Source organism: Roseibium aggregatum (assembly GCF_017309185.1).
In the GTDB taxonomy this organism is placed as follows: domain Bacteria; phylum Pseudomonadota; class Alphaproteobacteria; order Rhizobiales; family Stappiaceae; genus Roseibium; species Roseibium aggregatum_B.
Map to the genome: position 1 here is coordinate 1,369,927 of NZ_JAEKJZ010000001.1, position 22,367 is coordinate 1,392,293.

Below are 22,367 nucleotides of genomic sequence, written 5' to 3' on the forward strand. Positions count from 1 at the left end.
GACTTTATCACCCGCTTACGATCAAGTCTGACTTCGCTTGTTCAAGCTTCGCGGACATCCCGCTGTCAAAACTGTTCAAAAAGTGCCGCAGCGCGCCGCGCACCAACTGAATCCCAATCGAAATAGCGTGCTTCCTTCTTTGCATTTTGCCCAAATCGCGCGCGCGTCGAAGTCCACAGCATTTGTTGCATGGCCTCGAAGAGAGCGTCACTATCCCTGGGTTCAACGACAATCATTGTGTCCGGCAGTTCGCTCAGGCGCCCGGCACCCATTGGTGAGGCAATGATGGGTAGGCCATGTAAAGCCGCTTCATAGGTCACTTGCGGACCTCCCTCCTCAAGTGACGGGAAAATAAAGACATCGGCCTTTTTGAACCATTGATGCACGTCCTTGACAAAGCCCACCAACTCGACACGGCCGCTCTCCAAAACGTCTTTATACTTTTCCGCTAGGGCGGGTTCCACGTTGCCCACCAACTGGAGTTTGTGGGGAGGTGGCATGTGGCGCCAGGCATCCAGCAAAAGATGGACCCCTTTGCGCACGCAAGCGTAACCGCAGAACATGAAGGTCAAACCTTCTTTGTCGTCATACGATCGATCAGGCACGGGAATTTTGGTGTTAACACCGTAACTCGCCGGCAAGATTTTCAGGTTTTCCGGCGCGTCTTCGAGCGCGAGCTCCACATTGCGATTGGGAGCGAAGATCGCGGAAGAGTATTTGTATTTTTCTTCTTCTTCCGCGATGCGTTCTTCCGTGATGCCGTGGGAGGGTAATAGCCCTGCCGCATGATAGGCCTCATCCAGAATTTTCTTGGCGGACGCCATGCGTGTGTTGATTCCCTCCAGGACTACGGGGACTCGTCTCTCGTGAAGTGCTTTGTGCATTTCCAAAGACACTGCGGGCCACAAATAAGCTATGTCACCGGGTTGCACGGCGGCCATGAACGTTTTTTCCGATATGCGTGTGGCCTTTGCCTCAATGAATTTATATGGGAGCCAGGATAAGGGGCCTGGAAACGCTGTGCGGGTTGGAATGTCGAGCCACATCAAACGCCTGCGATTGACAAACAGCTCAACATCATATCCCGCGCGCACCGCGCCACGTAAAATATTCAGGCAGGTGAAGCTCGGCCCAACGCCATCACAGGCCATTGGAAGTAGAGTTCTTATAACAGGCTTTCTCATGCTATATACTCAATGCTCCCGAATCGAAAATACTTTTTATTGGAAATAAATTGTAGTTATAATTTGTCTTGGTCATGAAATTTTCGAGTAAAGGAGAATTAGAATCCATAATTTGTGCCTTCTATCATCGAGAGCAAATTTATCCTTAATCCCGAAAGCTATGCGCAAAGAAAGTATGAATATTAAACTGTTTTCGCAATTGAATAATTTCAGATCGAAGCAATGCGCCGGTCAATTCGATAACTTCTGTCTAATGTCCCAGAAACGGCTTCATGGAATGGACTTGATTTGATTGAATGAGAAAGTTCCTTGATGGTGTGAACCGATTGAGGTCGTACGGTTCATTGGTCTAGAGTAAAATTTATCCTTGGTCCATTGGCATGATCGTTTCGGAGGCTGGCTATTTGATGTTTGCCGCCCTCCTGCGATCGGTTGCCCTCGCGACGCTCTGATTCCTTTGGTGAATTGGAGGCGGTGGAGTTTCAAAAAATCGGAAGGCGGCATTCATTTCACTGAAAGGCAGGTCAGCACTTCTGTTTTCCTGAAATGGCCTCCTTGAGGATCGGTAGCAGAAGCCTTCGCATGGTTTCGTCGGTTGGATGAAGTCCATCGGGAATAGCATCGCGCAGTTGGTTAGCGGAAAGTGTTCGCCAAACCGGCAACGTGTCAATGACATCCACACCATCGTATTGGTCCGCGAGGTCATGATACAGCGCTTTGTACGCGGAAAGACCCGGCCTGACCCACTTTCGAGGGCCAAAGGCAGGAGCAAGAGTTGCCAACATCACATGAGTTTTCGATTTTTGTGCCTGTGCAATAATTTCATCCAGATTGCGACGGCTCTGGTTCAAGGTAATTCCGCGGTGTAACGCGGCATCATTGGCTGAAAAGCCAACAATCAGGATGTCCGGCGCCTTTCGGTCAGGTGCAAAAATTTCCGCAAGTTGCTCAACTCCCCAGGTTGAGTTCTCGCCGGGTGTCGCGGTGACCGAAATTTGGTTTTTGGGGAGCGCGCCGGATGAGGCGTTGTGTTCAGGGTCGCCGCATTGATTGAGAGCGGTTTCGAGCGCGGCAAGCCACGTACCGCGCGAAAAAAGGCTTGCGCCGAGAAAATGGACGACGCGTGGACCCGCGTTTCGGTTGGGCAGGGTGGTTGCAACCGGTTGGTCGCCCGGTGATGCTGACATTGCTATGGCCGAAAAAACGCCGTGCGCCTTGAGATAGAGTGCCGACATCGTTGCCGTCGCGCAAATGACCGTAAAGAAAGCCAGGAACATGAGCCTCCAGGAAGAAATTTTTTGATAAGACGCGTGGAGTCTCATAGTAGCTTGTAAGCCGAAAGCAGATGGGACGTTGCATATAATCCGGATGTGCAAAAGAAACACCTCATGCAAAGAGTTGCACATTTCTTTGCTTCTTTGACCTGTGCCATACGACCGACTTGCATCCTCAAAAGGTAAGGGTTACGAATTTCGGCGATGAAATTGAAGTTATTCAAATAAAGAGCAACGCCTTCGGATCATGATATTCAAAATACATATTGGTGTCCCTGCTTATATAAAAACAAAGCAGGCAATATTTTTTATAAAAAGAGTTTTGCGCCGAATCCGCCGCGGACTTCCGGGGCATGCACCGACGCCCTCCGTGCATGCCCTGCCGCGCCCGCTCCCGAAGCGGATTTGGATGTACTGGCACCAGGGTGAAGCAGAGGCGCCGCCACTTGTTCAACGATGTCTTCAATCCTGGAGAGACATGAATCCCGATTGGGAAGTGACAGTGCTCGATGCCAAGACACATCTCGATTGGATCGAAATGCCAGAACTTCCCGATACCATCGCCTTAAGTCACTATGCGGATGTTCTCCGTGTGAGCTTGCTGGAACGTTACGGAGGAGTATGGGTGGACGCGACAATCTTCTGCTCGCGTCCGCTGGAAGACTGGTTGCCAGTTCTGACCGCACAATCGGGATTCTTCGCCTTTTCCTGGATCCCGAAAGACCGGGATTTCATCAAGGGCGGCCCGAAACGTACAATCGGCAATTGGTTCCTGGCATCGGAACCCGCAGGGACGGTGATCTCCGCTTGGGCCTTGACCACGCGAAATTATTGGGTTGGCCGCAAAAAAGCCAAATACTACTTTTGGCATAACGATAGTTTCGAATGGCTGCTACTTGTCAATCGCGCAGTGCGGCAGGCTTGGGCACGCACACCGCATATGGGTGCCCTAGGCCCACATTTGGCGTTTCACTACCTGACAACGGGTAAGGATGACAAGGAGATGAGAGCCATCCTGACGAGCGGTGTAATTCCCTTGCATAAACTGAGTTGGCGGATGGAGACCCCAATAGAAGAGCTCGAGAGTTTACTCTTGGCAAATGCGCCTGAAAGGGAGGCCTGAACAACCGGCAGGAGGCCCGGGCTCGGTCTTCAAGCGGACATGATGTGCCAGTTGTGTGTCTTTGGAAAAAGAGCGAAAAGCAGAAGAAGACCTTCGTTGATCTCACTCACGACCTGAGGATGTGCCAAGGTCTCATCCGTGAAAAGCTTTCAGGTCTGTTCTATCGTGCAAACTTACTAAAGGGTGTTTGACGGATTGTCGGATACCGATCTTGCGGCTCATGTGCAAAGCCAGCCCGGGGCAGTGGATTGCTCCCGAGCTATCGTTGCCAATCTGCTTCAAGCTTTGATGTGAAGGGAATGGCCACCCACAGCATGGTGCATGTCCTGTAAAGGCGGATCACAGTAACTGCTGCGGCGGCTAACATTTTCTCATGTATTGTTGCCAGTTCATCAGATCTAACGACAGTGATATATTCTTTTGGGATCGAAAATGTTAGCGCAAAGCTACGTAGGACCCAGATGAGGTGTGACCGGATAGAAGCTGAGGCAGTGGTGTATTGATGTCCGATGATACGGTTCCATTTGCGCAGCATGTCCTTCATGTTTTCGCGCGCGGGATGAAAGACAAGCATGTCAGGCACGTACGTGGTGAAGAAGCCGAGAGTGTTTGCTCTTTCACCCCAGTCACGATCCTCCGCGATCGTAATTCCGCCAAAGCCTCCGACTTTCAAGAAAACGTCTCGTCGAAAAGCAAGGTTCAGAGTTGCGCTATATCCATCACGCTCGATATAGAGTTTTTGCCGAAAGGAAAAAACGCTTTCATAGGCTTCCGTCATAGACTTCTTCGCAGGATTTTTGAGCGCGATACGCACATGTCCGCCGATGATCTGCAGCTCCGGGTTCTTGAAAGACGCCTCGATTGTTTCGAGCCAACGTGCATCAGCCATACAATCTGAATCGATGCATGCAATGATGGGGGCGCGCGCGCATTCGACGCCCTTGTTGCGGGCAGGGCCCGGTCCTGGCGTCTCTTCTTCGGTGAGTTTAACGTTTTTGTATCGAGAGCAGATGTTCGTTGGCAATTCTTTCGAACCGTTGTCGACGACTATAATCTCGAAATCAGTCGTCTCCAGGGTCTGTTCGCCTAGCGATCGAAGGCATTTTTCCAGAAAGTCTGGCTGGTTCAGATAGGGCACAATCACGCTGATGCGCGGAGCTGGTTTATTTTCCATCTTCGCCGTTAAACGCTTACCGATTTTGCCACATCGCTGATCTGCTCTGATTTCAAGAGTGTGCGATACGCCTCGATCAGCGATTGTTTTTCGATTTCCCAGTGGAATTCCCGGCGAGCCCGTTCGCTTGCGTAAGCGGACATCTGATCACGTTTCTCGGGGTTCTCAAGCAGATCGGTCATGCCTTTCGCAAGTCCTTGCGGGGTCCTGTCCGGCACAATCCAGGCGGCCTCTCCGGCATCGATCTTAGCCTGTTCGAGGTCGAACTGAACAAAAGGCATTCCGAGCGCCATATACTCGAACACCTTGTTCATCGACAATTTGTCGTTACAAACGTTCGGCGGATCCGGGATTACACCGATGTCACAGGCAGACAGTTTCTCCAGGAGCGGAGCGCCGGAAAGATATCCGGTAAACTCCACATGCTCGTTCAGCCCGAGTTCGCTCGAGAGCGCACGCAGTCGGTCATAGTCGGGGCCGCTGCCGATGATGATGCAGCCGATGTCATCCCGACCCTCGACATTGACGATGTGATCCATGGCCCGGACGAGGTATTCCACGCCATCCTGCTCGGCCATGATGCCGACATATCCGGCGAGATACTTACGGCCGCGCTTTGCTTCGGTACACGGTTCCGTTCGCTTGAACCGCTCGATGTCCGGAAAACTCCGAACGACCCAAACCTTGTCGGACGGCATTTTGCCGACATCATGGGCTCTCGTTTTGAGCGTCTCGTTCGTGGCGATACTGCCATCCGCCAAGCGGAAGGTGCAGCGCTCGAAAAACGTCAGGAGCTTGTGAAAGAAGCCTTTTTTTCCGAACTTCACCTCGTAAAGCTCGGGATTGATGTCGTGCTGGTCAAAAACGAATTTCTTGCCGAAAAACAGCTTGTGGAACAGCGCGACAAGAAAAATCAGATCGGGCGGGTTACACGCATGAATAATGTCGAAGCCATGTCTACGCTGTACTCGCACCGACAGAACGAGCTCATGATAGAGGGCGGCAGCGTATTCCGCGAAATAGCCGAGAACTCCGGAGGCTTCCAGAGGCAGGCTATGACGGTAGATGTTTATGCCGTCCAGCGTTTCCTCTTTCAGCGTATGTTTCTTGCCAACGGGACAGATAACGGATACCTGATACCCTGCGTCACGCAGAGCCGTTGCTTCTTGCCAAACTCTGCGATCGAATGGAACGGGAAGATTTTCGACAATGATCAGGACTTTCCCGACGTCAGCGGGCGGATTATTGTTTTCTGCAATCAACCGTTCGACTCCTAGTCCGCAATATCCAAATCAAATTTTGGCCGATATTGTTCGAATGTGTTTGTGAGGTCAATTAGAGTTTGCGCGCCTGTTGCAAAAGTTCGGCACGGTGTTCAGGTATTGGCTTGTTTCGCTCGTCAGAACAAGGAGTTATTGTGTTTACCAACAAATTGATTACATAAAAACTCAAATCTTAGATATGTTACCCTGCGCTTGCTGGGTAGGGCTTTTTACGGGCAACCGAAACAAAATTTGCGGATTGTGCTTTCATGAATGCAGACATTAGCAACACCGGACTGAATGTGCCGAAGGACCTCACTTCGTGGTGGCGCCGGGCGCTTCCCTGGATCGCGGTTGCCGCAGCCGGCGCCGCGGCTTTTTTCTGGGACGGGCTGATTTCCCTCGGGGCCGCCTGGGCGAGACCCGAATACAGCTACGGTCCGCTCGTGCCGCTCATTACCGGCTACATGACGCTTAGGGAAATCCACAAGCATCCGGTCAAGCCCGACCACGGCAGCCGGGCCATCGGTCTGATCGTCTTCGCGCTTTCTCTCGCCATCGGCCTGGTCGGAAATCTGGTCGAAATCCCTGATATTATAACCTACGGGTTCATTCTTTATATCGGTGCTCTGATCCTTTTGCTTGCCGGTACCCGCGAAGGCTTTCGGTTCTGGCCGGGTTGGCTGCATCTGGTTTTCATGCTGCCGCTGCCGCAGTTCATTTACCTGCAGGTTTCGACACAACTTCAGAGCATATCCTCCGTTCTTGGTGTTTCCTTTATCCAGTTCGTCAACATTCCGGTTTTTCTCGACGGCAATGTGATCGACCTTGGAGAATACAAACTCCTCGTCGCGGAAGCTTGCAGCGGGCTGCGCTATCTATTCCCGCTCTTCAGTTTCGGCTGGCTCATCGCCGTCCTTTACAACGGGCCGAATTGGCACAGGGTCGTCATTTTTCTGTCCACCATTCCGGTGACGGTTCTCATGAACAGTTTCCGGATCGGGATGATCGGTGTCCTGGTCAATCACTTCGGAATTTCTCAGGCGGAGGGCTTCCTGCACTTCTTCGAAGGCTGGGTCATTTTTATCTCCTGCACGGCGATCCTTTATTTCGAGGCCTGGATACTGTCCCGCTTCTTTTTGTTCGGTAGACCGCGCCCCGACTACGTTATCTGGATGGATTTCGAGGGGGTTATGACCCCATTGAAAAAGCTCCCCTCCATGAAGGCCGGGCCGGCGTTCATTGCCGCCTCCGTGTTCATTCTGCTCGCGGGCTGTCTCTGGCAACTGACACCATCGCAGGTTCCTGCCGCTGTCAGCCGCTCTCCCTTGGGCGTCTTCCCGATGCAATTCGATGGCTGGCAGGGGAGGGCCTCCATCCTCGACGCGAACATTGAGCAGGTTCTCGGCGCTGACGATTACCTGCTCGCCGACTACCAGAGGGACGGTCAGCAGGTTAATCTGCTGATGACCTATTACCGGTCCCAAACGGAAGGATCTGGCATTCACTCTCCTGAAATCTGCCTGCCCGGTGGGGGCTGGGAAGTCTCCAAATGGCGTCAGGAACCGGTGACCATCGATGTCGACGGAAAGCCAAGAACCCTGAATGTAAACCGCGCGATCATTCAACGAGGGCTTCAACGGCAGCTCGTCTACTATTGGTTCGAGCAACGTGGGCGCCAGTTGACCAATGATTTCGAGGTGAAGTTTTCTTCGATGTGGGACACTGTCCGTATCGGCCGGTCCGACGGCGGGCTGGTCCGTGTCGTGACGCCGCTTGGAGATGCGGAGAGCGTGGAGCACGCAGAAGTCCGGCTGGAAAGGTATCTGCAGGATATTGTGCCTCAGTTGCCCGAGTATTTTCCTGGAGCAGAGCTGGATAGCTGAGAGTAAGAAACCGTTTCGGGATGGTGCTGCGGTTCTTTAGAGCCTACCGCGTCTAATTGGAGAAATCGTGCGTTGTTTTTTGCGATGAAGCCTATGATCTCAGGCAGCAAAAAGCGTGTCCAATTAATGCGATTTGCTCTCGTGGCACCATACTGAACTCGCATGCTCGATGTGTTCTTGTGCCGACTATCGGTCTAAGGACCTTGCGGTTCAAAGCCGGCATCCAAGCTCACCGAAAACCGCTGGGCGCAGCTGAGGCACGTTAGGCTGACGTTGGTTGTTCCTGCACGCTATAGCCGGTGACTGCCGGGTATCATGGCGGCGTTCGAGGAACGGTGTAGGTTCGACGGGTCTGATCGCCGAGTTTTCGGCGCCTGAACCTAGGAATTCGGCTGGTCTAATAGCTCGACGAACTCAATCAGAATTCCCCGAGTTACAACTGGGCTCAAAAAATTGCAGATAAAGTTGCCCGCGCCTTTCACCGGTTCAGGTTTCAGCATGGGCATGTCTTTCGTCGCGAACTGACGTTGTAGTTCCACCAGGTTTTCTGTTTCGATCGCATAGTGATGAAGGCCGCCGGCGCCTTTATTGAATTTCGAGAGAGACCCACCGGTAGGGACCACCAGTTCCACGGCCGCTTGCCCGGCAGGTGCATGGCAAAACAAGCACCAGCACTCAAACTCGGGAACGAAGCCTCTATACTCTTCCTTATGGCCAAAGAGCGCCATGAAATGGTCCGCAGATTCCATATCGGGCATTACGATGCCCACATGATGTATTTTGGGAGCGGCTAAAGAAAGTTCCGATATGAGCGTCGGGTTCATTGTGTCTTCTCGTCGGCAGAAACGGATTTTGGATCATTTTCGGGGGCAAGCGTCATGGCGATGCGATCTGCTATCCATTGAGCGATCTGGGGGAGTATACGGTCTGAAGCATGTGCGGCGTCGGAGTAATTGCGAGCGTCGTCCATCATGAAATCCGCAGTAAAAACCGGACCGAACTGTTCCAGCCACGCCAAGTCACGAGGTTCGTTGTAGCCTTTGTAGAACGGCAAGAACACAAAAGCGACTTTGGTGCCGTTGGTTTCAGCAAGTTCGAGAATTTTCTTCACATAACTTCGAGAGACACCGAATTCCACCCATCCCAAACTGTCGGGTAAAATGGGGGGCCTGATCTGTCTGTGTCTTCTGCGCGACTCTTTTTCGAGTGCTTCTTTGTGCTCTGCGTCCGTAAGAGCGCCTTGTCCTGAGCCCCCTTCTTCATTTGGTTTTCCTGCTGGCCGATAGGATCCTTGATACGTCTCGGGATCGAAGGACGCGCGATAGCCGAATGCTTCCGGCACCAGAGTTGCGACACCGAGTTTGATTTGCCGCATCGGAAGCTGAATCAAGTTCAATGGAAGGTTCCGATTTACAATCGGCGGGCTGGTAAGGATTTGGGATGGTGTCGCAAGATCCCCGAAGGCCTGGTGACCGTCACGCGGCAGGGCTTCGACCACTGGCAGGATAAGTAGCTTGACATCGCGAGTTCTGAACAGCTCTTCGGCTTCGGTATAGCGAATGTCCAGGCCGGATGCGGGTAGGGAAAGGTTGGCGACGCTATAGGACAGGCCCTTGGCCAAAAGATCCTTTTCAACCAGCCTGGAATCTATGCCTCGTCCCGCCCGCGAAGACCCAATTATCACGACATCGATAGGCTTTTCGTCAAAATGAATTCGTTCATATACCCAAGTCAGGCGTTCGAAAATCGTGCCGCGAAAGGATTGATAGCGGATATACGGGTCCTGAGGAATGGCGCAGGTGATGATAAAGCAGGCAACGAAGGTCGCGGTCACCACAAGAGCAAACCAGCCTAGCGATATTGGACGTCCTATCACGACAAGAGCCACCTTGAGCTAGAAATTAAAGTAGATGAATTCCGTTTGCGCGCGTGAAATGAAGGCAATACCGAGAAAGAGAACAATACCGGTCCAAACAGCCCACAACGCAGTCGGGCGCCAGGTCAACGGAATAACCGGCAAGGCAACTTTCCGCCAGCGTTCCCATTCCAAAACTGGACGATATCGGCTCAGGAGTTGCTGAGTGTTCGGTGCCAGTGCGACGATAAACACACAACACAAAACGAAGAGGAAGGGTTCGCTGAAAACCTCAGCCAAGGTTCCCGGAAACGCCTCCCACGCTCCAGTAATTTGGTTGATTTGAAACATTGCCGCCCAGATCGTCCAGGCATCCTGTGGGGTAACTGCTCGGAACATGACGTTGGCCAGCACAACACAGGCAAGTGTGATCAGGTAGTAGACTGTAACGGTCAACTGACCGGGGCCACCACCACGTCTGCGTTTCTTTCGCATGAGCAGACGCCAGCACTCGTTTACGGCCAAGTATGTGCCGTGCATGAGACCGAAGAGAACAAACGTCCAGGCCGATCCGTGCCACAAGCCGATTATTATGAACACGAGCACAGTCGGCGCGGCGACCGTGACAAAAAAGGAGCCCCACTTCCCGTATCCCCGATCGACAGAAAACCGCGCAAGCGGAAGAACCAGGGGCTGATACATGTAGTTTACGATAAAGTGCTGCAAGGTTATGTGCCACCGCCGCCAGTATTCAATAATTGATCCTGCACGCAATGGCGAATGGAAATTTACCGGGAGCCGGATACCGAACATCCTCGCAAGGCCGATTGCCATGTCGGAGTATCCGGAAAAATCAAAGTAAAGTTGTATGGTGTAGCAACTTGCCGCTTTCCACCCCATCAAAAGATCAATCGGCTGGCCTGCGTGGGCTGCGTCAAATACCGGGGAGGCGAACGTGGCGGCGCTATCGGCTATAACTGTTTTCTTAAACAGCCCAATAGCAAAGATCGTGAGACCCACAGCGAGATCGGCCCGCCAGAAGCGTCCGAGGTTCCGCCCGAAGAACTGCGGCATCATTTCCTTGTAGTGGACGATCGGGCCGGCGATGAGCTGAGGAAAAAATATGACGAAGGTGGCGTAGCGCCAAATTCCGCCCGCCTTTACTTCTCCGCGCGCGATGTCAACAAGATAGGCAATTTGTTGAAAGGTGTAGAACGAAATCGCGAGAGGAAGAATGATGTTGTCGAGAGTCCATTGAGTGGATGTGACAGCATTTACGTTGTCTACAAAGAAGTTAGCGTATTTGAACCAGCCAAGGATAGCGAGGTTGCCGACGGTTCCGAGCAGCAAGCTTAGTCCATTGGATTTGTTTTTTTCCGCGCGGGTTTGGATGATTTTGCCGCAAACATAGTTTCCAAGGACGGAGCCTATGAGCAGAAACACATATGGCGGGTTCCAAACGCTGTAGAAGACCAAGGACGCGAAAACGAGAAATAGAAATATCCAGTCTCGTTTGCCGAAGTAAATCAGACCGTAGTATCCCGCGAGCGTGAACGGGAGAAACAGGAAGATAAACTGAAGGGAGCTGAACAGCATTTGATCTATGCCTACTTAGCGAACTTGCTGGCCTGCAAAACTTTTCAAAAAGAGGCAGCGTAAACAGCTCAAGTCGCAGCGTTTTTTGTGCCTACCCACTTAAACAGCTGGAGTAGCGAGCATGCAGGCGGAAATGGAGACTTTTCGGCGCAATGCTTTGTCGATCGGGGTTCCTTTCGTCGCGTAGAAGTCCTCGGCGACAATCTTGAATCCGGTTTCAGTCAGCAGTGCGCGCGCATCGTCAAGTGTTTGCATGAGATACAAATGATCCGGAGACGGGCTATTTATCGGAACATTGACAAAAACGTAGGCGCCCTCGGTCGTTAAGCTGCGAATGTGTCGCATCGCGATCATTGGATCTTCGAGGTGTTCCAGAATTTCGCTTAGAACAATAAGGTCAAATTCCGCCTCGCCGGGGCTCAACTCCATGATGTCCCGGACGCCGAAATTGATATTGTCAAAGCCTAACAGGGAAAGTGCGTGTTTTGTCTGCTCTATCGAAACAGCCGACAAGTCCCAGGCCGTTGCAAAATCGAGGTCGAATTCCCGCAGGGCCAGATACATCATCAACCCATGACCCGGGCCGATTTCGAGGTATCGGCTTTTCGCGGGCAGGATCTTGGGGGTTGTGGTCAAAAAGAAATGGCAACTGGCTGCGTGATTGAACCAGAGGACCTGGCTGAACAAGAGGCCATCCATATATTTTTCCATATAGGCGGCGTTTGAATAGACTTCCTCGTTGGCCTCGGCGAAGGTTGAGAGACGGTAGCGGCCTTCCCGATGAAAAAACAGTTCTTCGTCTCTCAGCCGGTCACAGGTCCATCGGTAATGTGTTGCGATACGGTCGATTTTAGACCCTGCCAGCAACAATGCCGCGCTGGCTAAAGTTTCAGTGGTCTGCATCAACTCCGGGCTACGCTCGGACATGCTTTTTAAAATAAAGTCGTTGTGCTCGGGCCAGGCGCGCAACACCGCGCCGGCAATCTCTTTCGTGGCGGGAAAGGGATCGAGAAAACTATTCAGCTGGGCTGTTTTAGCGTTTTGGTTCATATCGTTTCTGAAATCGGTTCTGGGTGTTGGTCAAAAAGAACGAGTTTCATCGGCAGGGTTGGAACCTCGTAGGTTTCAAGGTCCAAACGCCAAAGGGTACCGACCGGATCTGCTTCCCCATCGGCTTGAAAGCCGAGCTTCTGAAAGTGATTGGCCACCATTGCGTTCTTGGCAGTAGGCAAATATTCGCCTACCAGATATTTGGCTCCTGACTGCTTGGCCGCGGAGGCCACAACTGAAAGTGCGGCTTCTTCCACTCGCCGGCCTAACACTCTGCAGCTCATGAGCCAGCTGTCGCAGATCCACTCCTGACTTCCTTTCTTGAATATCAGGACAGAAATCATGCCGTTGTCCCCGAACTTGTCGACCAGCCTAACTTGAAGATCGAATATGTCGGGGTCCGTTTCCATAGAAGCGACCTGGGCTTCCGTATAGCGGCGCGTCGTGAGATTGAACTGATTGGACTTGTTGATCAGTTGCGCAATTCTCGTTCGGCCGACTTTGTCGAATTGTTGAAGCGAACACGTCATGTCCAAAGAAAGCAAGTAATCGTCGTAGTTGCCGATTTGCTCCAGTGCGACAGCGCGTTCTGCGTTGGCTTTGTATTGATCGGGGCGCTTTGCATCGTCTGCGGAAAGCCCGACCGTTTCAAAGTAGCCTGCATGCGCCAAGGCTGAAGGGTAGAACGCGGGGTCATCGGGCAGCTCCGGAACAGCAACCTCCGGAAGCATCTGCCTTACCCTTTGTCTTTCTGCGGGGTTGTCGTCCAGAAAGGCGAGGGCATCAGTTCCTATGTTCAGCGTTTTGGCGACGTGCTGGATGTTTGTGGCCTTGTCATTCCAGTTTGCAAGGAAAACGGCAATGTCATCTTCCTTCAGCAACATGTCCGGGTGCTCGCGGAACGGCAACCGGGCAGCAGCATCCTCGTTCTTGGAAACGACAGCCAAGACAATACCGCGTTTTTTAAGGTCGAGCGCAAATGACTGAATCGCGAGAAAGGCCTCACCGTCCGCGGAGCCTTGCCCCAGTCTGATGCCTTCCACTCCATCATCGCCGATGACACCGCCCCAACATGTGTTGTCGAGATCCAGCACCAGACATTTGCGCGACTTCCCGCGTATAGCAGAAAGGACCCTCGAAACGTGGTCTGCATAAAGGGGGACATAGTCCATGGAGAACGGCAATTTGGCTCGGTGCCAGTAGCTGTGATCGAACCAGCTGGATCGTCCTATCTGACCCGCGAGATTGGCCACGTCTAGAATAACCGCCGAACTTTCGCTGGCAAGTTCGAACAGCGCACGATTGAAGGCTTCGATCATTGAACTGATCGATCCGTCAATTCGACGGTCGTAGTTCCCGCACCAGGGTTCAGCCGGCGCGGGCATGGTCTGAAGAATTGTCGTCGTTCCCCGGTGCGCCAGCGCACGCACGATTGCCTGAATTTTTGACAGGGCAATTGCGACTGTTTCGCTCGCGCTTTCCGCCGAAAAGTGAGGGGAAGACATACCAAGGCTACGGTAGTCGGAAACCACCAGCGCGACCTCAGGATTGAACGCCGCCAGGCCGCTTTCCGGATCTAACGCTTCTTGCACAGCCTGACCGTACGCGGGCGCATAAACTTCAGCAACAAATCCGTGGCGCGGACAACTTCCTTCGATTGCGGGTATGAGGTGTTCAGTCGTTCCGTCCGATAGAAGAGCGACCTTGACTTTTGTCAGTGCCGCCAACTTTCCTGAATTTTCCAGCTTTTTGATTGTTTTGGAAAAAGCGGTGAGCTGATCGACGTTCATCGCGCAGGAACCGAGGCGAACGAGATCATTCGGCTGCACGTTTTCCTCGCCTTCAACGAGTGATTTGCCTCGCTTCCTGAAATCGTTTGGCGCCGGGGGAAGCCAGCTCAAGCCCTTGAGCGAAAAATCACTCATCGCGATCTCTTTCGTCAATTCTCTGGCGCTAATACGCTAGCCGAGTTTGTCACTAATGGAATCTACGAGGTCACCCACGCACTGCATTTTCTCTATTTCAGCGTTGGAGAAGCGTATCTTGAAGCTACGTTCGACAGCGGCCACAAGCCTAACGTGACTGAGACTGTCCCATTCTTCGACTTCTTCCGCGCTTGTAGAATCCTGCAAGTCAAAGTCATCCAAATCCATTACGTCCAAAAAAATATCAGAGAGCTGTTCAAATATAGAAGATCTGTTCATATTATGTTTTGCCTTGCGCACTCAGTACTGAACACCAACTTATCTATGAAAGAAGTTGTGTTGGAATGAGTGATAGTTCAACGTTAACTGGGTTGCAAATTCGAAGACATTCGATTTGCGGCGCAGTATGGCAATCCTTTGCGTTTGTGACAAGAGGTCAATTATCTCAGGCGAGCGATGTGCCTCTTGCTAAGGGTGGGTGGTCGGTCCAGCTTTTCAGCGGTTGTCGAATGCGTTTCCGGGGTCGGGGCTGCTCGACTGCCCAATGCAGGCAGCGTGCGCTTATTTCAGCCATTTGGTCAGTCCGGATTGGGCTACTTGGAGTAGTCATACTGAGGGCCGGGGTGGATCGGGAAGACACCGAAGCGCCGTTTATCGTCCAGCACCCGTTTCACAATCTCGACTGTGATTTCGTCGCTTTCCGTCGCAAATCCGTAAAGCAGTGCGGTATCGCACAAGGTGTTTATAAGGCGAGGGGTGCCCTGCGTTGCGTAAAAAACCAGATCGCAGGCTCCGGAGGTGAAGAGTGGCCTTGTCGCTCCGGCCACTTCCAGACGGTGTTCGATGTATCCCTTGACTTCCTGCTGATCCAGAAAGGAAAGGTGAAAATCGGAAGACACCCTTTGGACAAACTGCCTCAGGCTGGGCGCGGCCAGGAGGGTCTTCAACTCGGGTTGACCGCTCAGGACAATCTGCAGCAACTCCCGCTCATGGGTGTTCAAGTTCGACAACATGCGCAACTCTTCGAGAGTTTCAGCCCCGAGGTTTTGCGCTTCGTCCACGATGAGGACGGTTCGCCGCCCAAGACTGTGTTGCTCTAGTAGAAAATCCTTGAAACGCTTGTAGAGAGCGACATGCGAGCCGGATTCGAAGTCCTGGTCGAAAGCCATCAGGACCCATTCCAGCAGGTCGCCACCACCACCCGTGTTCGCGAGTAGACCGACTGCAACGTCGCCTGGAAGCTTGCTCAGCAGGTGCTGGATCAAAGTCGTTTTGCCGGCGCCAACTTCTCCGGTGATCACAGTGAAACCGGCGTGATTGACGATACCATATTCCAGCATGGCAAATGCCATGCTGTGTGGCCCCGCCCAATAGATAAAACGTGGATCGGGGACCAGTGCAAACGGCTTTGTCAAGAGACCGTAATACGGCTCATACATCATTGTCCCCGGTGTCGGTGGAGGTTCAATTTTTAAGTTTGCTTGCATCGGCTTTTTTCAGCAAACCATATTACCTAATAAACAGACTTTGTTGCAGTGCAAGCGTTTTCCATTGATTGCACTAAGCAAGAGTTGGAATCATTGTTCAACAAATAACTCTAGGAATGGTAAATTCCCTGGCTGCAAATTTTGCCGGGCTTTTCAAGTGAAAACAATTTGCCGTCATCGGGTTTTAATCATCGCCTAAAGGATCATGGTAAGAGACGATTGCGGCAGAAACTCAGCAGGCGACCAGTTTTTGAAACAGGGTGCAGCTTCATCGTTCAATGATCTAGGCCGGAGCAGAAAACGACTTGTCCGGCTGATATTCCCTTTCGGTTCATTGGCCAGTAAATCTCAAATCTGTTCGAGCTGGTATCAATTAGAAATCAGCAACTTTTGGATCGGGACTCGAGGAGAGGGGTTTCTGCCTCGACGTTTTTCTTTCAAGAAAGGCAGTACTCAAGTCAATCTGATCCGATGCTGGAGCAAGGCTGTTTTTGTGAAGCACCCGAAGGGATCGATCAATAGTAGTATTCTTCAGTCGATGCGTTTTCACACTTGTTCAGAACCAGGCCGAGAAGCTTGTCCAGTTCGCTTATCTGCAATTCGCATTCGTCCACTTCGGTCGTTGTCGTCGTACCGGCGGCAACGACCAGTAATGCGGTATCTACACGTGGAAGGAAGGCCAAGGCGTCGTCGCTGCTCCGCATCGGCGGCAGGTCGAAGACGACGACATCGGGCGTCAGGGACGTCTGAATGAAACTGAAAAGGTCCAGCATGTTGGGAGCCTGAATCAGTTCCGATGACGACGGCGTGTGGCCGCTGTTCAAACCGACGATCAGATTTTCATCCACCTGAACGAAACAGTCCTCGGGCTTCGCCCTTCCAAGCAGGAATTGAGCGATGGAGGACTTGGGCTCGACATTCAGCGTCGGAGCGATGGAAGGTCTCTTGAGATCCAGGTCGACCAGAACCGTTTTCAGGCCCGGCGACCGCGCCAGGCTGAAAGCCAGATTGAGGGATACCATGGTCTTTCCGCAACCGGGCGTCGGCGAGGTAACCGCAAGCGTCTTCCATTTGTTGTCGAACATTGCCTTCCTGACACGGGTTCGCAGCAAATTGAAGGCAATATGGTTCGGATCGCTCATCGACTGGGAAACGATGCGCTTCTTCTCCAGATGTTTTGGGTCAATTTTCACTGTGCGCAGAGCGGGGGGCGCCGTGTCCCGCACCTTCTGAGAGCTGGTCGGGCTGGGCTTGACCTGCACCGGTGTGACCGTTTTTTCCGCAGGCTGGTGGTTTTCACTCAGCACGCCGGCTTTTTGCAGAGCGCTTTTGATATGTTCCACTCATATTCTCCGATTCAGGCTGTCTAAAGCACGGTCCAAAAAACTCAGATTTGCGTCAAACCCGCAAAGGAGAGTGAGCGATCGTCTGCAGAGCAATGGGTGCGCAAAATGCAAAGGCTTTGCTCCAAATCTTCAGAGCCGGATCAGCGGCCTTCGGCTCGACCGGAAACCATGCGGCTCGTAAGCCGTAAAATTTCGAAAACCTTCCCGGTCTCCAGCTATTTCGAATCTTGAACACAGCCATTTCCCGATCGCCCCTAAAACTGAAGTTGTGATCCCGTGCTCTGGACTGTCAAGGTAGGCTGAGGTTTGGTAACAGAGGCTGAATCTTTTCCAGAACACGTTCTGCAATCAGATCCAGCGGCAGCACAAAAACATGCACAAGTGCAAGCACGGCGGCGATTCCCGCGATAGTGATCACTGTTATCGAGAGCCGGCGCACCAATCTTGCCCGGCGCTCTTCTTCCGTCATCATGTAAGGAATAACTGCGATCGGGCGAAGTTGTAAACGCCGTTCCAGATCGCTCGCAGTGCGAATGCTTTTATCCAGAAACTCCAGAAGAAGAGCGAGCCCCACGCCAATCGCGACACCGCCGGCTCCGCCAGCAAGAACGATCAGTTTCCTGTCTGGCTTGGAAGGCTTTTCCGGAACCGTGGCCTGTTCGAGCACTTCGAAACGCTCGGCCTGCCGGTCCTGTTCGAGTCGTTCTCCGATTTGAGCGTCGGTCAGTTTCGCTTTCGTCTGGCTGTATTCCCGTTGCAGGTTCTCGTACTCGCGGTTCATCGCGGCAAGTTCAACTTCGATCACCGGCGTTGATGAAATGCTTTTCTTCAGATCGTCGGCTCTAGTTTTAAGTTCGTTCCGGCGCCCTTTGAGCAGTTCCATTCTGGTATTGGGATCAGCGGTATAGCCCTGCTGCGCCAGTTGAGCCTTGATTGCCGTGATTTCGATTTCGGCCTGGGCGATCTGCCGCTCAAGGTCAGCCATGGTCTTCTTGGACACATACCCTTTTTCGGCCAGAGGAGTAAGCAGCTCACGGCGTTCCACAAAAGCGTCGTAATTGAGTTGCTGGGACTGAAGCCGAAAGTCCAGCTGTTGAGTGCTCAGCTCATCGCTACCCGCGTCACCCGTGCTGATTTGTTCCGCGAGTCTGATTTCCTGATCGATTTGAGCGATCTGCGCATTGACTTCGCTAAGTTCGACACGGCGGTCAGTCAGTGTTTCTGGAAGTGCTGCTTCGTTTTCCCGTTTGAAGGACGCGATCTTGGCCTCAAGTGCGAGAAGGTTGGTTTCCAGTGTGCGCAGCTGCTGTTGGAAAAAGTTACTGGTTTCCGCAGCGCGGCCGAGCCGGGTTTCCAGGTTTCTGGAAAGAATTGAAGAGACCAGCTCGTTCGTGACCCGAGCGACGGTCGTTGCCTCCGGATATTGAAAGGAGACATTGAAACCGACTATTTCCGTATTTCTGCGCGATGCGGCGACATCGATTTGGTCGATCGTGATTGCGGCGCGCATGGCATCCACAATCGAGGTTGGAGAGGGAACCTCCTCTCCGTTTCGATAAAGGGCAAACTTGTCGGCAATACTGAGCAGGTTCTCGCGGGCCAGAAGACGCTGCTCGATCACCTTGATGCGTTCGCTCGGACTGGCCGTGACCGTGGAAGACGCCAACTCGCTCGGGATGCGTTGGGACTCGATCAGAATAACTGCCTTCGATTCGTAACTGCGCGGCAGCATATAGGCGACGACAACCGTTACTGCGAAAACGACCACCGCAGGAAGAATTACATACAGGTATCGGCGTCGAACGATCGCCCAAATTCCATTTAGATCAAAGCTATCTTCCATTGATCCTAACCATTGTTGCCCAATCCGCGCATATTGAAGCCAGTATGAAACAGTTTAATTATTCTCTACCGCCGACGGCGCGTTTTTCAGGTCATCCAAGTGTTTTTCCGCATTCGCCAGATCCTCTTCGGTCATCAGAGTTCTAAGCTCCAATGCCTTCTCAAAAGTTTCTATGGCTTGCTCGGTTTGGCCCGCAGCCGCGAGAACCATTCCCAGGTGGTATTGCGCCAAACCGAGATCAGGGAGCTTTTGAGCGGCCGACCGGAGCAGGGGAAGAGCAGAGGAGTATTCGCCTCTCAGATAGTAGATCCACCCAAGTGTATCGAGATATTGCGGGATTTCGGAGTTCCGGAAGCGCTGCGCGATCTCAAACGCACGCTCCAGCGACTGTTCGTCCCCACGGCGCTCCGAAAGCAGGCTGGCGAGATCGTTTGCGACAACGGTCGACTGCGGATCCTGTGCGAACATGTCTTCGTACTCGGCGATGGCCTCGTCGAAACGTTCCGTTTGTTGCATGATCGACGTCAGCATGAGGCGGAGAGCTGCGCTGCCGGGATCTTTTTTCATGCCGTCGCGTACCGCCTTTTCGGCTTCGTCGAGATTTCGGGTTGAGATATAAAACTGAGCGAGCGATGTGTCCCCGAGCGCGCCCTCGTCATTTGTGGCAGCCGCCTTGAACGCCTTCTCTGCTTCATCGATCCGACCCATGGACGTGTAAACCGAGCCAAGCAGGGTTTGCGCCAAAATGTTTGTGGGCTCGGTTTCCAATACCGATTCAAGGTGTGAGATAGCGGCTTCGTGCTGTCCGGATTGAACATAGGCCCTGATCAGAGAAGGCAAAATGTCTTGCTGGTTCTCAGTACTGGCAAACGAATCCTCCAGAACCTTGAGACTGTCGGCGCGTCTGTCCAGACCCTCAAGTGCTGCGGCAGTAATCTTGTCTGCCGTTCCTGCCTCGCCGGACTCTTCAAGCTTGCGCAAGGTTTCTGCGACCTGTTGAGCGCCGAGCCAGTCCTGGGTCGCGAGTTTCAACTGGGCCAGAAGCTTGAGGGTTTCGACATTCGTCGGTGCATTTTCCCGAATTGCTTCCAGGACGCGATGCGCTTGCTCGACTTTTCCGTGCCTCAGGAGAAATTGCACCATCGGCAAGCCCGCCGTGGGTGAATTTTTGGTAAGGGCCAAGGCCTTGGCATATTGTTCTTCAGCCAAAGCCGAAGACCCGTTTCTCTCATAGGCGCTTGCCAGCATCCCGTTCAGTTGCGCGTTCTCGGGGGCCTCATTCAAAGCGACCAGAATATCGTCGACAGCAGAGGCGCTGTCGTTGGTCAAAAGCTTGACGGAGGCACGTAACCGCAAGGCGTCGACGTTCTTCTTGTCATTGGCGAGAACTTCGTTCGCCAGCTCCTCTGCCCGATCCAATTCTTCGGTGTCGACGAACATGGCGCCAAGGATATTCCGGACCCGGTTTTGAGTTTGGTCGTCCTTTGTATCTGTCAAGATCGATTGCATGAGGTCGATCGCTTCCGTCTGAGCGCCGGAAGTGAACAGCAAACGACCCAATGCTATGCGCAAGTCCAAGCTTTCACCGCTTTGTTCATCGCGTTGCTTGATAATTTTTTCAAGCTCATCACGCGCGGAATCCATGTCCTTGTACGTGTTGAGGAAGGCGATCAGTTGGAGCTGTGCAGAATCGTTGGCCGGATTATTGGTTGCATATTGGCGAACGATGAGTTCCGCGTCGTCTTTACGATCCTTGCTCAAATACCATCTGGCCCAAGCCTGAGTGAAGGCAGGTTGCTCGGGATAAAGCTCAACCAGTTTGCCGAAAAGCTGTTCTATGCCCGGCTCGTCTCCCAAAGCGTCGAGAGCGGAAAGCCGCAGGACCTGCAGCCCGATGTCTCCCTCGCTCCTTTCGGGGGTCTTGGCGAGATATTCCAATGCTCCGGCCGGATCGGAAGCCATCATTCGCGAAGTGGCTAGGACGACCAGAGCGTCGACAAGTTCAGGGTCCGATTTGAGCGCGTCCTTAGCCAGGCGCTCGGCTTCTTCTCGTTTGCCGGTTCTCAAAGCGATTGCCGCCTGTGCGACAAGGGTTTCAGAATTGTCACTGTCGAGCGCGGTGACCTGATCGATGTATTTCTGAGCGGCATCAACCTGGTTCGCGGCCAGGAGCATGTAAATCAGCTTGAAGCGAACCGGCAGGTGTTCGGGATCTTGTTCAGCAACAGAGGTGTATATTCTGAAGGCCGGCTGGATTTCTCCCTGTCGCTCGACAACGTTTCCAAGGGCGTACAATGCTTCCACATTGTCTTTGTCGAGTTTCAGCGCGTTGCGGAATTCCAGACCGGCTTTGACGAACTCTCCCTGGTCCGCAAGTTCAACACCACGATCATAGTGAGCTTGCGCCCGTTCTTCGGAAGAACTGCAGCCGGCAAGGTACAATACACTAACTGAAAGGAAAATTGGGGTGACGACCTTGCGGAAACGAGGTGCCAGGCTCATTAATCCATGCTCCTGCAATTTAGAAATACGAACCATTGTTAAATACGCCTTGTGTTGGCGAAGTTCGAGTAACGATTTTTTAATACTGGGATTAGGGTTAAAACGCTAGAAGCCAATATATTGAGGCTGTTTTTAGGCGGCAAGCCTTTCAGAATTTTTAAAAAACCGATCGTTTCGCCACCCGGATGTTGCAGATGACTGTTTCGTGAATTCAAGTAGCAGCACGAGAGGGCGAAAACGACTTGTAAAAGCGATGGTTTTAACCGCGCCCGGTGCGGCTATCGCCATTTGGCCCCGGTCCTGGTCCAAACTGCCTTGTGCCGGGTCCGGAAACGCAGCATCAGGTTGCGGTTTCGATCTTTTTCGTTGTTGAGCCTTGAGAAGCCAGAACCAAAAGCACGATCGAAACCAGTGATACGCTGAGCGGCCACCCGCAAGCGGTCACCAAGGCAACTACCAACCGGCCGGTGCTGCTTCGGTTGGTCTCGACCAGTTCCATTGCGCTCAGTGCGAAGAACAAAAACGCTATGAAAAAGTAAAGCCCAACGAGAACAATATATGACAAAAACATATTTCACCCGCTCCGGGTCGTTTATGACAAATTGACTATGCGAATCTGAAAACCGAAGCCTTAAAGATATTACGATAGGTGCGTGTTGAAAAGGACAAGCTGGTTGTTTTTTTAGCCCAGTAGAAGAATTTTCGAGCCAGGGACGCGGAGTGACCAAGCGTCATGGATTGACAGACGAGCTTGTTGTCTGGCCTGCCTGCCGCACCGACGTGGCGAATGCCGCGTCAGCCTTTCGAGGTTCCGCGCCTGGGAAATGGAGCTTGGCAAAGCATCCGGCCGCTCGCGTTCC

At 52.6% G+C, this 22,367-nt stretch carries 16 protein-coding genes and 1 pseudogene; 2 read left to right on the plus strand and 15 right to left on the minus strand.

Going from position 1 to position 22,367, the window contains the following annotated elements; all coding sequences use genetic code 11:
* Positions 1-65 precede the first annotated feature (65 nt).
* Together JF539_RS05925 and JF539_RS05930 are read right to left on the minus strand one after the other, a co-directional pair.
* Positions 66-1,151 (minus strand): glycosyltransferase family 4 protein, encoded by a 1,086-nt coding sequence (locus tag JF539_RS05925; protein ID WP_207139402.1) that lies wholly within the window; start codon positions 1,149-1,151, stop codon positions 66-68.
* 557 nt (positions 1,152-1,708) lie between these two features.
* Positions 1,709-2,461: an SGNH/GDSL hydrolase family protein gene (locus tag JF539_RS05930; RefSeq protein WP_207139403.1), complete on the minus strand. Its 753-nt coding sequence runs from the start codon at positions 2,459-2,461 to the stop codon at positions 1,709-1,711.
* 406 nt (positions 2,462-2,867) lie between these two features.
* Here JF539_RS05930 and JF539_RS05935 point away from each other — a divergent pair, with 406 nt between their 5' ends.
* On the plus strand, positions 2,868-3,581 hold the full coding sequence (locus tag JF539_RS05935; protein WP_236042419.1) for a capsular polysaccharide synthesis protein: 714 nt from the start codon (positions 2,868-2,870) through the stop codon (positions 3,579-3,581).
* 259 nt (positions 3,582-3,840) lie between these two features.
* On the opposite strand, the gene JF539_RS05940 is transcribed toward JF539_RS05935, so the two are convergent.
* The 3 genes and pseudogenes from JF539_RS05940 to JF539_RS27595 form a co-directional block, all read right to left on the minus strand.
* Entirely contained in the window at positions 3,841-4,755 is a 915-nt protein-coding gene (locus JF539_RS05940; protein WP_207139405.1) for a glycosyltransferase, read from the minus strand.
* 8 nt (positions 4,756-4,763) lie between these two features.
* Complete coding sequence (locus JF539_RS27590) at positions 4,764-5,453, minus strand: glycosyltransferase (protein ID WP_236042420.1); 690 nt, start codon at positions 5,451-5,453, stop codon at positions 4,764-4,766.
* 9 nt (positions 5,454-5,462) lie between these two features.
* A pseudogene (locus JF539_RS27595) lies at positions 5,463-6,017 on the minus strand (glycosyltransferase); the annotation flags it as partial.
* A gap of 269 nt (positions 6,018-6,286) precedes the next feature.
* Between JF539_RS27595 and xrtD the strand changes: the two are divergent.
* Positions 6,287-7,903: a VPLPA-CTERM-specific exosortase XrtD gene (xrtD, locus tag JF539_RS05950; protein ID WP_207139407.1), complete on the plus strand. Its 1,617-nt coding sequence runs from the start codon at positions 6,287-6,289 to the stop codon at positions 7,901-7,903.
* A gap of 380 nt (positions 7,904-8,283) precedes the next feature.
* Here the strand turns inward: xrtD and JF539_RS05955 are convergent, their stop codons facing one another.
* The 10 genes from JF539_RS05955 to JF539_RS06000 form a co-directional block, all read right to left on the minus strand.
* Positions 8,284-8,727 (minus strand): VOC family protein, encoded by a 444-nt coding sequence (locus JF539_RS05955; protein ID WP_207139408.1) that lies wholly within the window; start codon positions 8,725-8,727, stop codon positions 8,284-8,286.
* Entirely contained in the window at positions 8,724-9,737 is a 1,014-nt protein-coding gene (locus tag JF539_RS05960; protein ID WP_207139409.1) for a hypothetical protein, read from the minus strand. Before JF539_RS05960 ends, JF539_RS05955 begins: the two co-directional genes overlap by 4 nt.
* Positions 9,738-9,797: 60 nt before the next feature.
* Positions 9,798-11,354, minus strand: coding sequence for an MBOAT family O-acyltransferase (locus JF539_RS05965; protein ID WP_207139410.1), 1,557 nt, complete (start codon positions 11,352-11,354; stop codon positions 9,798-9,800).
* A 99-nt stretch (positions 11,355-11,453) separates the two neighbouring features.
* Positions 11,454-12,404: a class I SAM-dependent methyltransferase gene (locus tag JF539_RS05970; protein WP_207139411.1), complete on the minus strand. Its 951-nt coding sequence runs from the start codon at positions 12,402-12,404 to the stop codon at positions 11,454-11,456.
* Positions 12,401-14,329, minus strand: coding sequence for an HAD-IIIC family phosphatase (locus JF539_RS05975; RefSeq protein ID WP_207139412.1), 1,929 nt, complete (start codon positions 14,327-14,329; stop codon positions 12,401-12,403). Before JF539_RS05975 ends, JF539_RS05970 begins: the two co-directional genes overlap by 4 nt.
* Positions 14,330-14,365: 36 nt before the next feature.
* Positions 14,366-14,608, minus strand: a complete 243-nt coding sequence (locus JF539_RS28095) for an acyl carrier protein (RefSeq protein ID WP_207139413.1) — start codon at positions 14,606-14,608, stop codon at positions 14,366-14,368.
* A gap of 314 nt (positions 14,609-14,922) precedes the next feature.
* Positions 14,923-15,681, minus strand: coding sequence for an ExeA family protein (locus JF539_RS05985; RefSeq protein WP_207139414.1), 759 nt, complete (start codon positions 15,679-15,681; stop codon positions 14,923-14,925).
* Positions 15,682-16,331: 650 nt separating this feature from the next.
* Entirely contained in the window at positions 16,332-17,159 is an 828-nt protein-coding gene (locus JF539_RS27600; protein ID WP_207139415.1) for a CpsD/CapB family tyrosine-protein kinase, read from the minus strand.
* A 292-nt stretch (positions 17,160-17,451) separates the two neighbouring features.
* Positions 17,452-19,005: a GumC family protein gene (locus JF539_RS05995; protein ID WP_207139416.1), complete on the minus strand. Its 1,554-nt coding sequence runs from the start codon at positions 19,003-19,005 to the stop codon at positions 17,452-17,454.
* Positions 19,006-19,059: 54 nt separating this feature from the next.
* On the minus strand, positions 19,060-21,507 hold the full coding sequence (locus JF539_RS06000; RefSeq protein WP_207139417.1) for a tetratricopeptide repeat protein: 2,448 nt from the start codon (positions 21,505-21,507) through the stop codon (positions 19,060-19,062).
* Positions 21,508-22,367 lie beyond the last annotated feature (860 nt).

What these genes read in the sequence shown, in the direction of transcription:
- JF539_RS27590 (WP_236042420.1), bottom strand. Translation starts at nt 5,453, where the DNA reads ATGCCGTCCGACAAGGTTTGGGTCGTTCGGAGTTTTCCGGACATCGAG.
- JF539_RS05940 (WP_207139405.1), bottom strand. Translation starts at nt 4,755, where the DNA reads ATGGAAAATAAACCAGCTCCGCGCATCAGCGTGATTGTGCCCTATCTG.
- JF539_RS06000 (WP_207139417.1), bottom strand. Translation starts at nt 21,507, where the DNA reads ATGAGCCTGGCACCTCGTTTCCGCAAGGTCGTCACCCCAATTTTCCTT.
- JF539_RS05930 (WP_207139403.1), bottom strand. Translation starts at nt 2,461, where the DNA reads ATGTTCCTGGCTTTCTTTACGGTCATTTGCGCGACGGCAACGATGTCG.
- xrtD (WP_207139407.1), top strand. Translation starts at nt 6,287, where the DNA reads ATGAATGCAGACATTAGCAACACCGGACTGAATGTGCCGAAGGACCTC.
- JF539_RS05965 (WP_207139410.1), bottom strand. Translation starts at nt 11,354, where the DNA reads ATGCTGTTCAGCTCCCTTCAGTTTATCTTCCTGTTTCTCCCGTTCACG.
- JF539_RS05985 (WP_207139414.1), bottom strand. Translation starts at nt 15,681, where the DNA reads ATGGCATTTGCCATGCTGGAATATGGTATCGTCAATCACGCCGGTTTC.
- JF539_RS05925 (WP_207139402.1), bottom strand. Translation starts at nt 1,151, where the DNA reads ATGGCCTGTGATGGCGTTGGGCCGAGCTTCACCTGCCTGAATATTTTA.
- JF539_RS05955 (WP_207139408.1), bottom strand. Translation starts at nt 8,727, where the DNA reads ATGAACCCGACGCTCATATCGGAACTTTCTTTAGCCGCTCCCAAAATA.
- JF539_RS05975 (WP_207139412.1), bottom strand. Translation starts at nt 14,329, where the DNA reads ATGAGTGATTTTTCGCTCAAGGGCTTGAGCTGGCTTCCCCCGGCGCCA.
- JF539_RS28095 (WP_207139413.1), bottom strand. Translation starts at nt 14,608, where the DNA reads ATGAACAGATCTTCTATATTTGAACAGCTCTCTGATATTTTTTTGGAC.
- JF539_RS05995 (WP_207139416.1), bottom strand. Translation starts at nt 19,005, where the DNA reads ATGGAAGATAGCTTTGATCTAAATGGAATTTGGGCGATCGTTCGACGC.
- JF539_RS05970 (WP_207139411.1), bottom strand. Translation starts at nt 12,404, where the DNA reads ATGAACCAAAACGCTAAAACAGCCCAGCTGAATAGTTTTCTCGATCCC.
- JF539_RS05935 (WP_236042419.1), top strand. Translation starts at nt 2,868, where the DNA reads ATGTACTGGCACCAGGGTGAAGCAGAGGCGCCGCCACTTGTTCAACGA.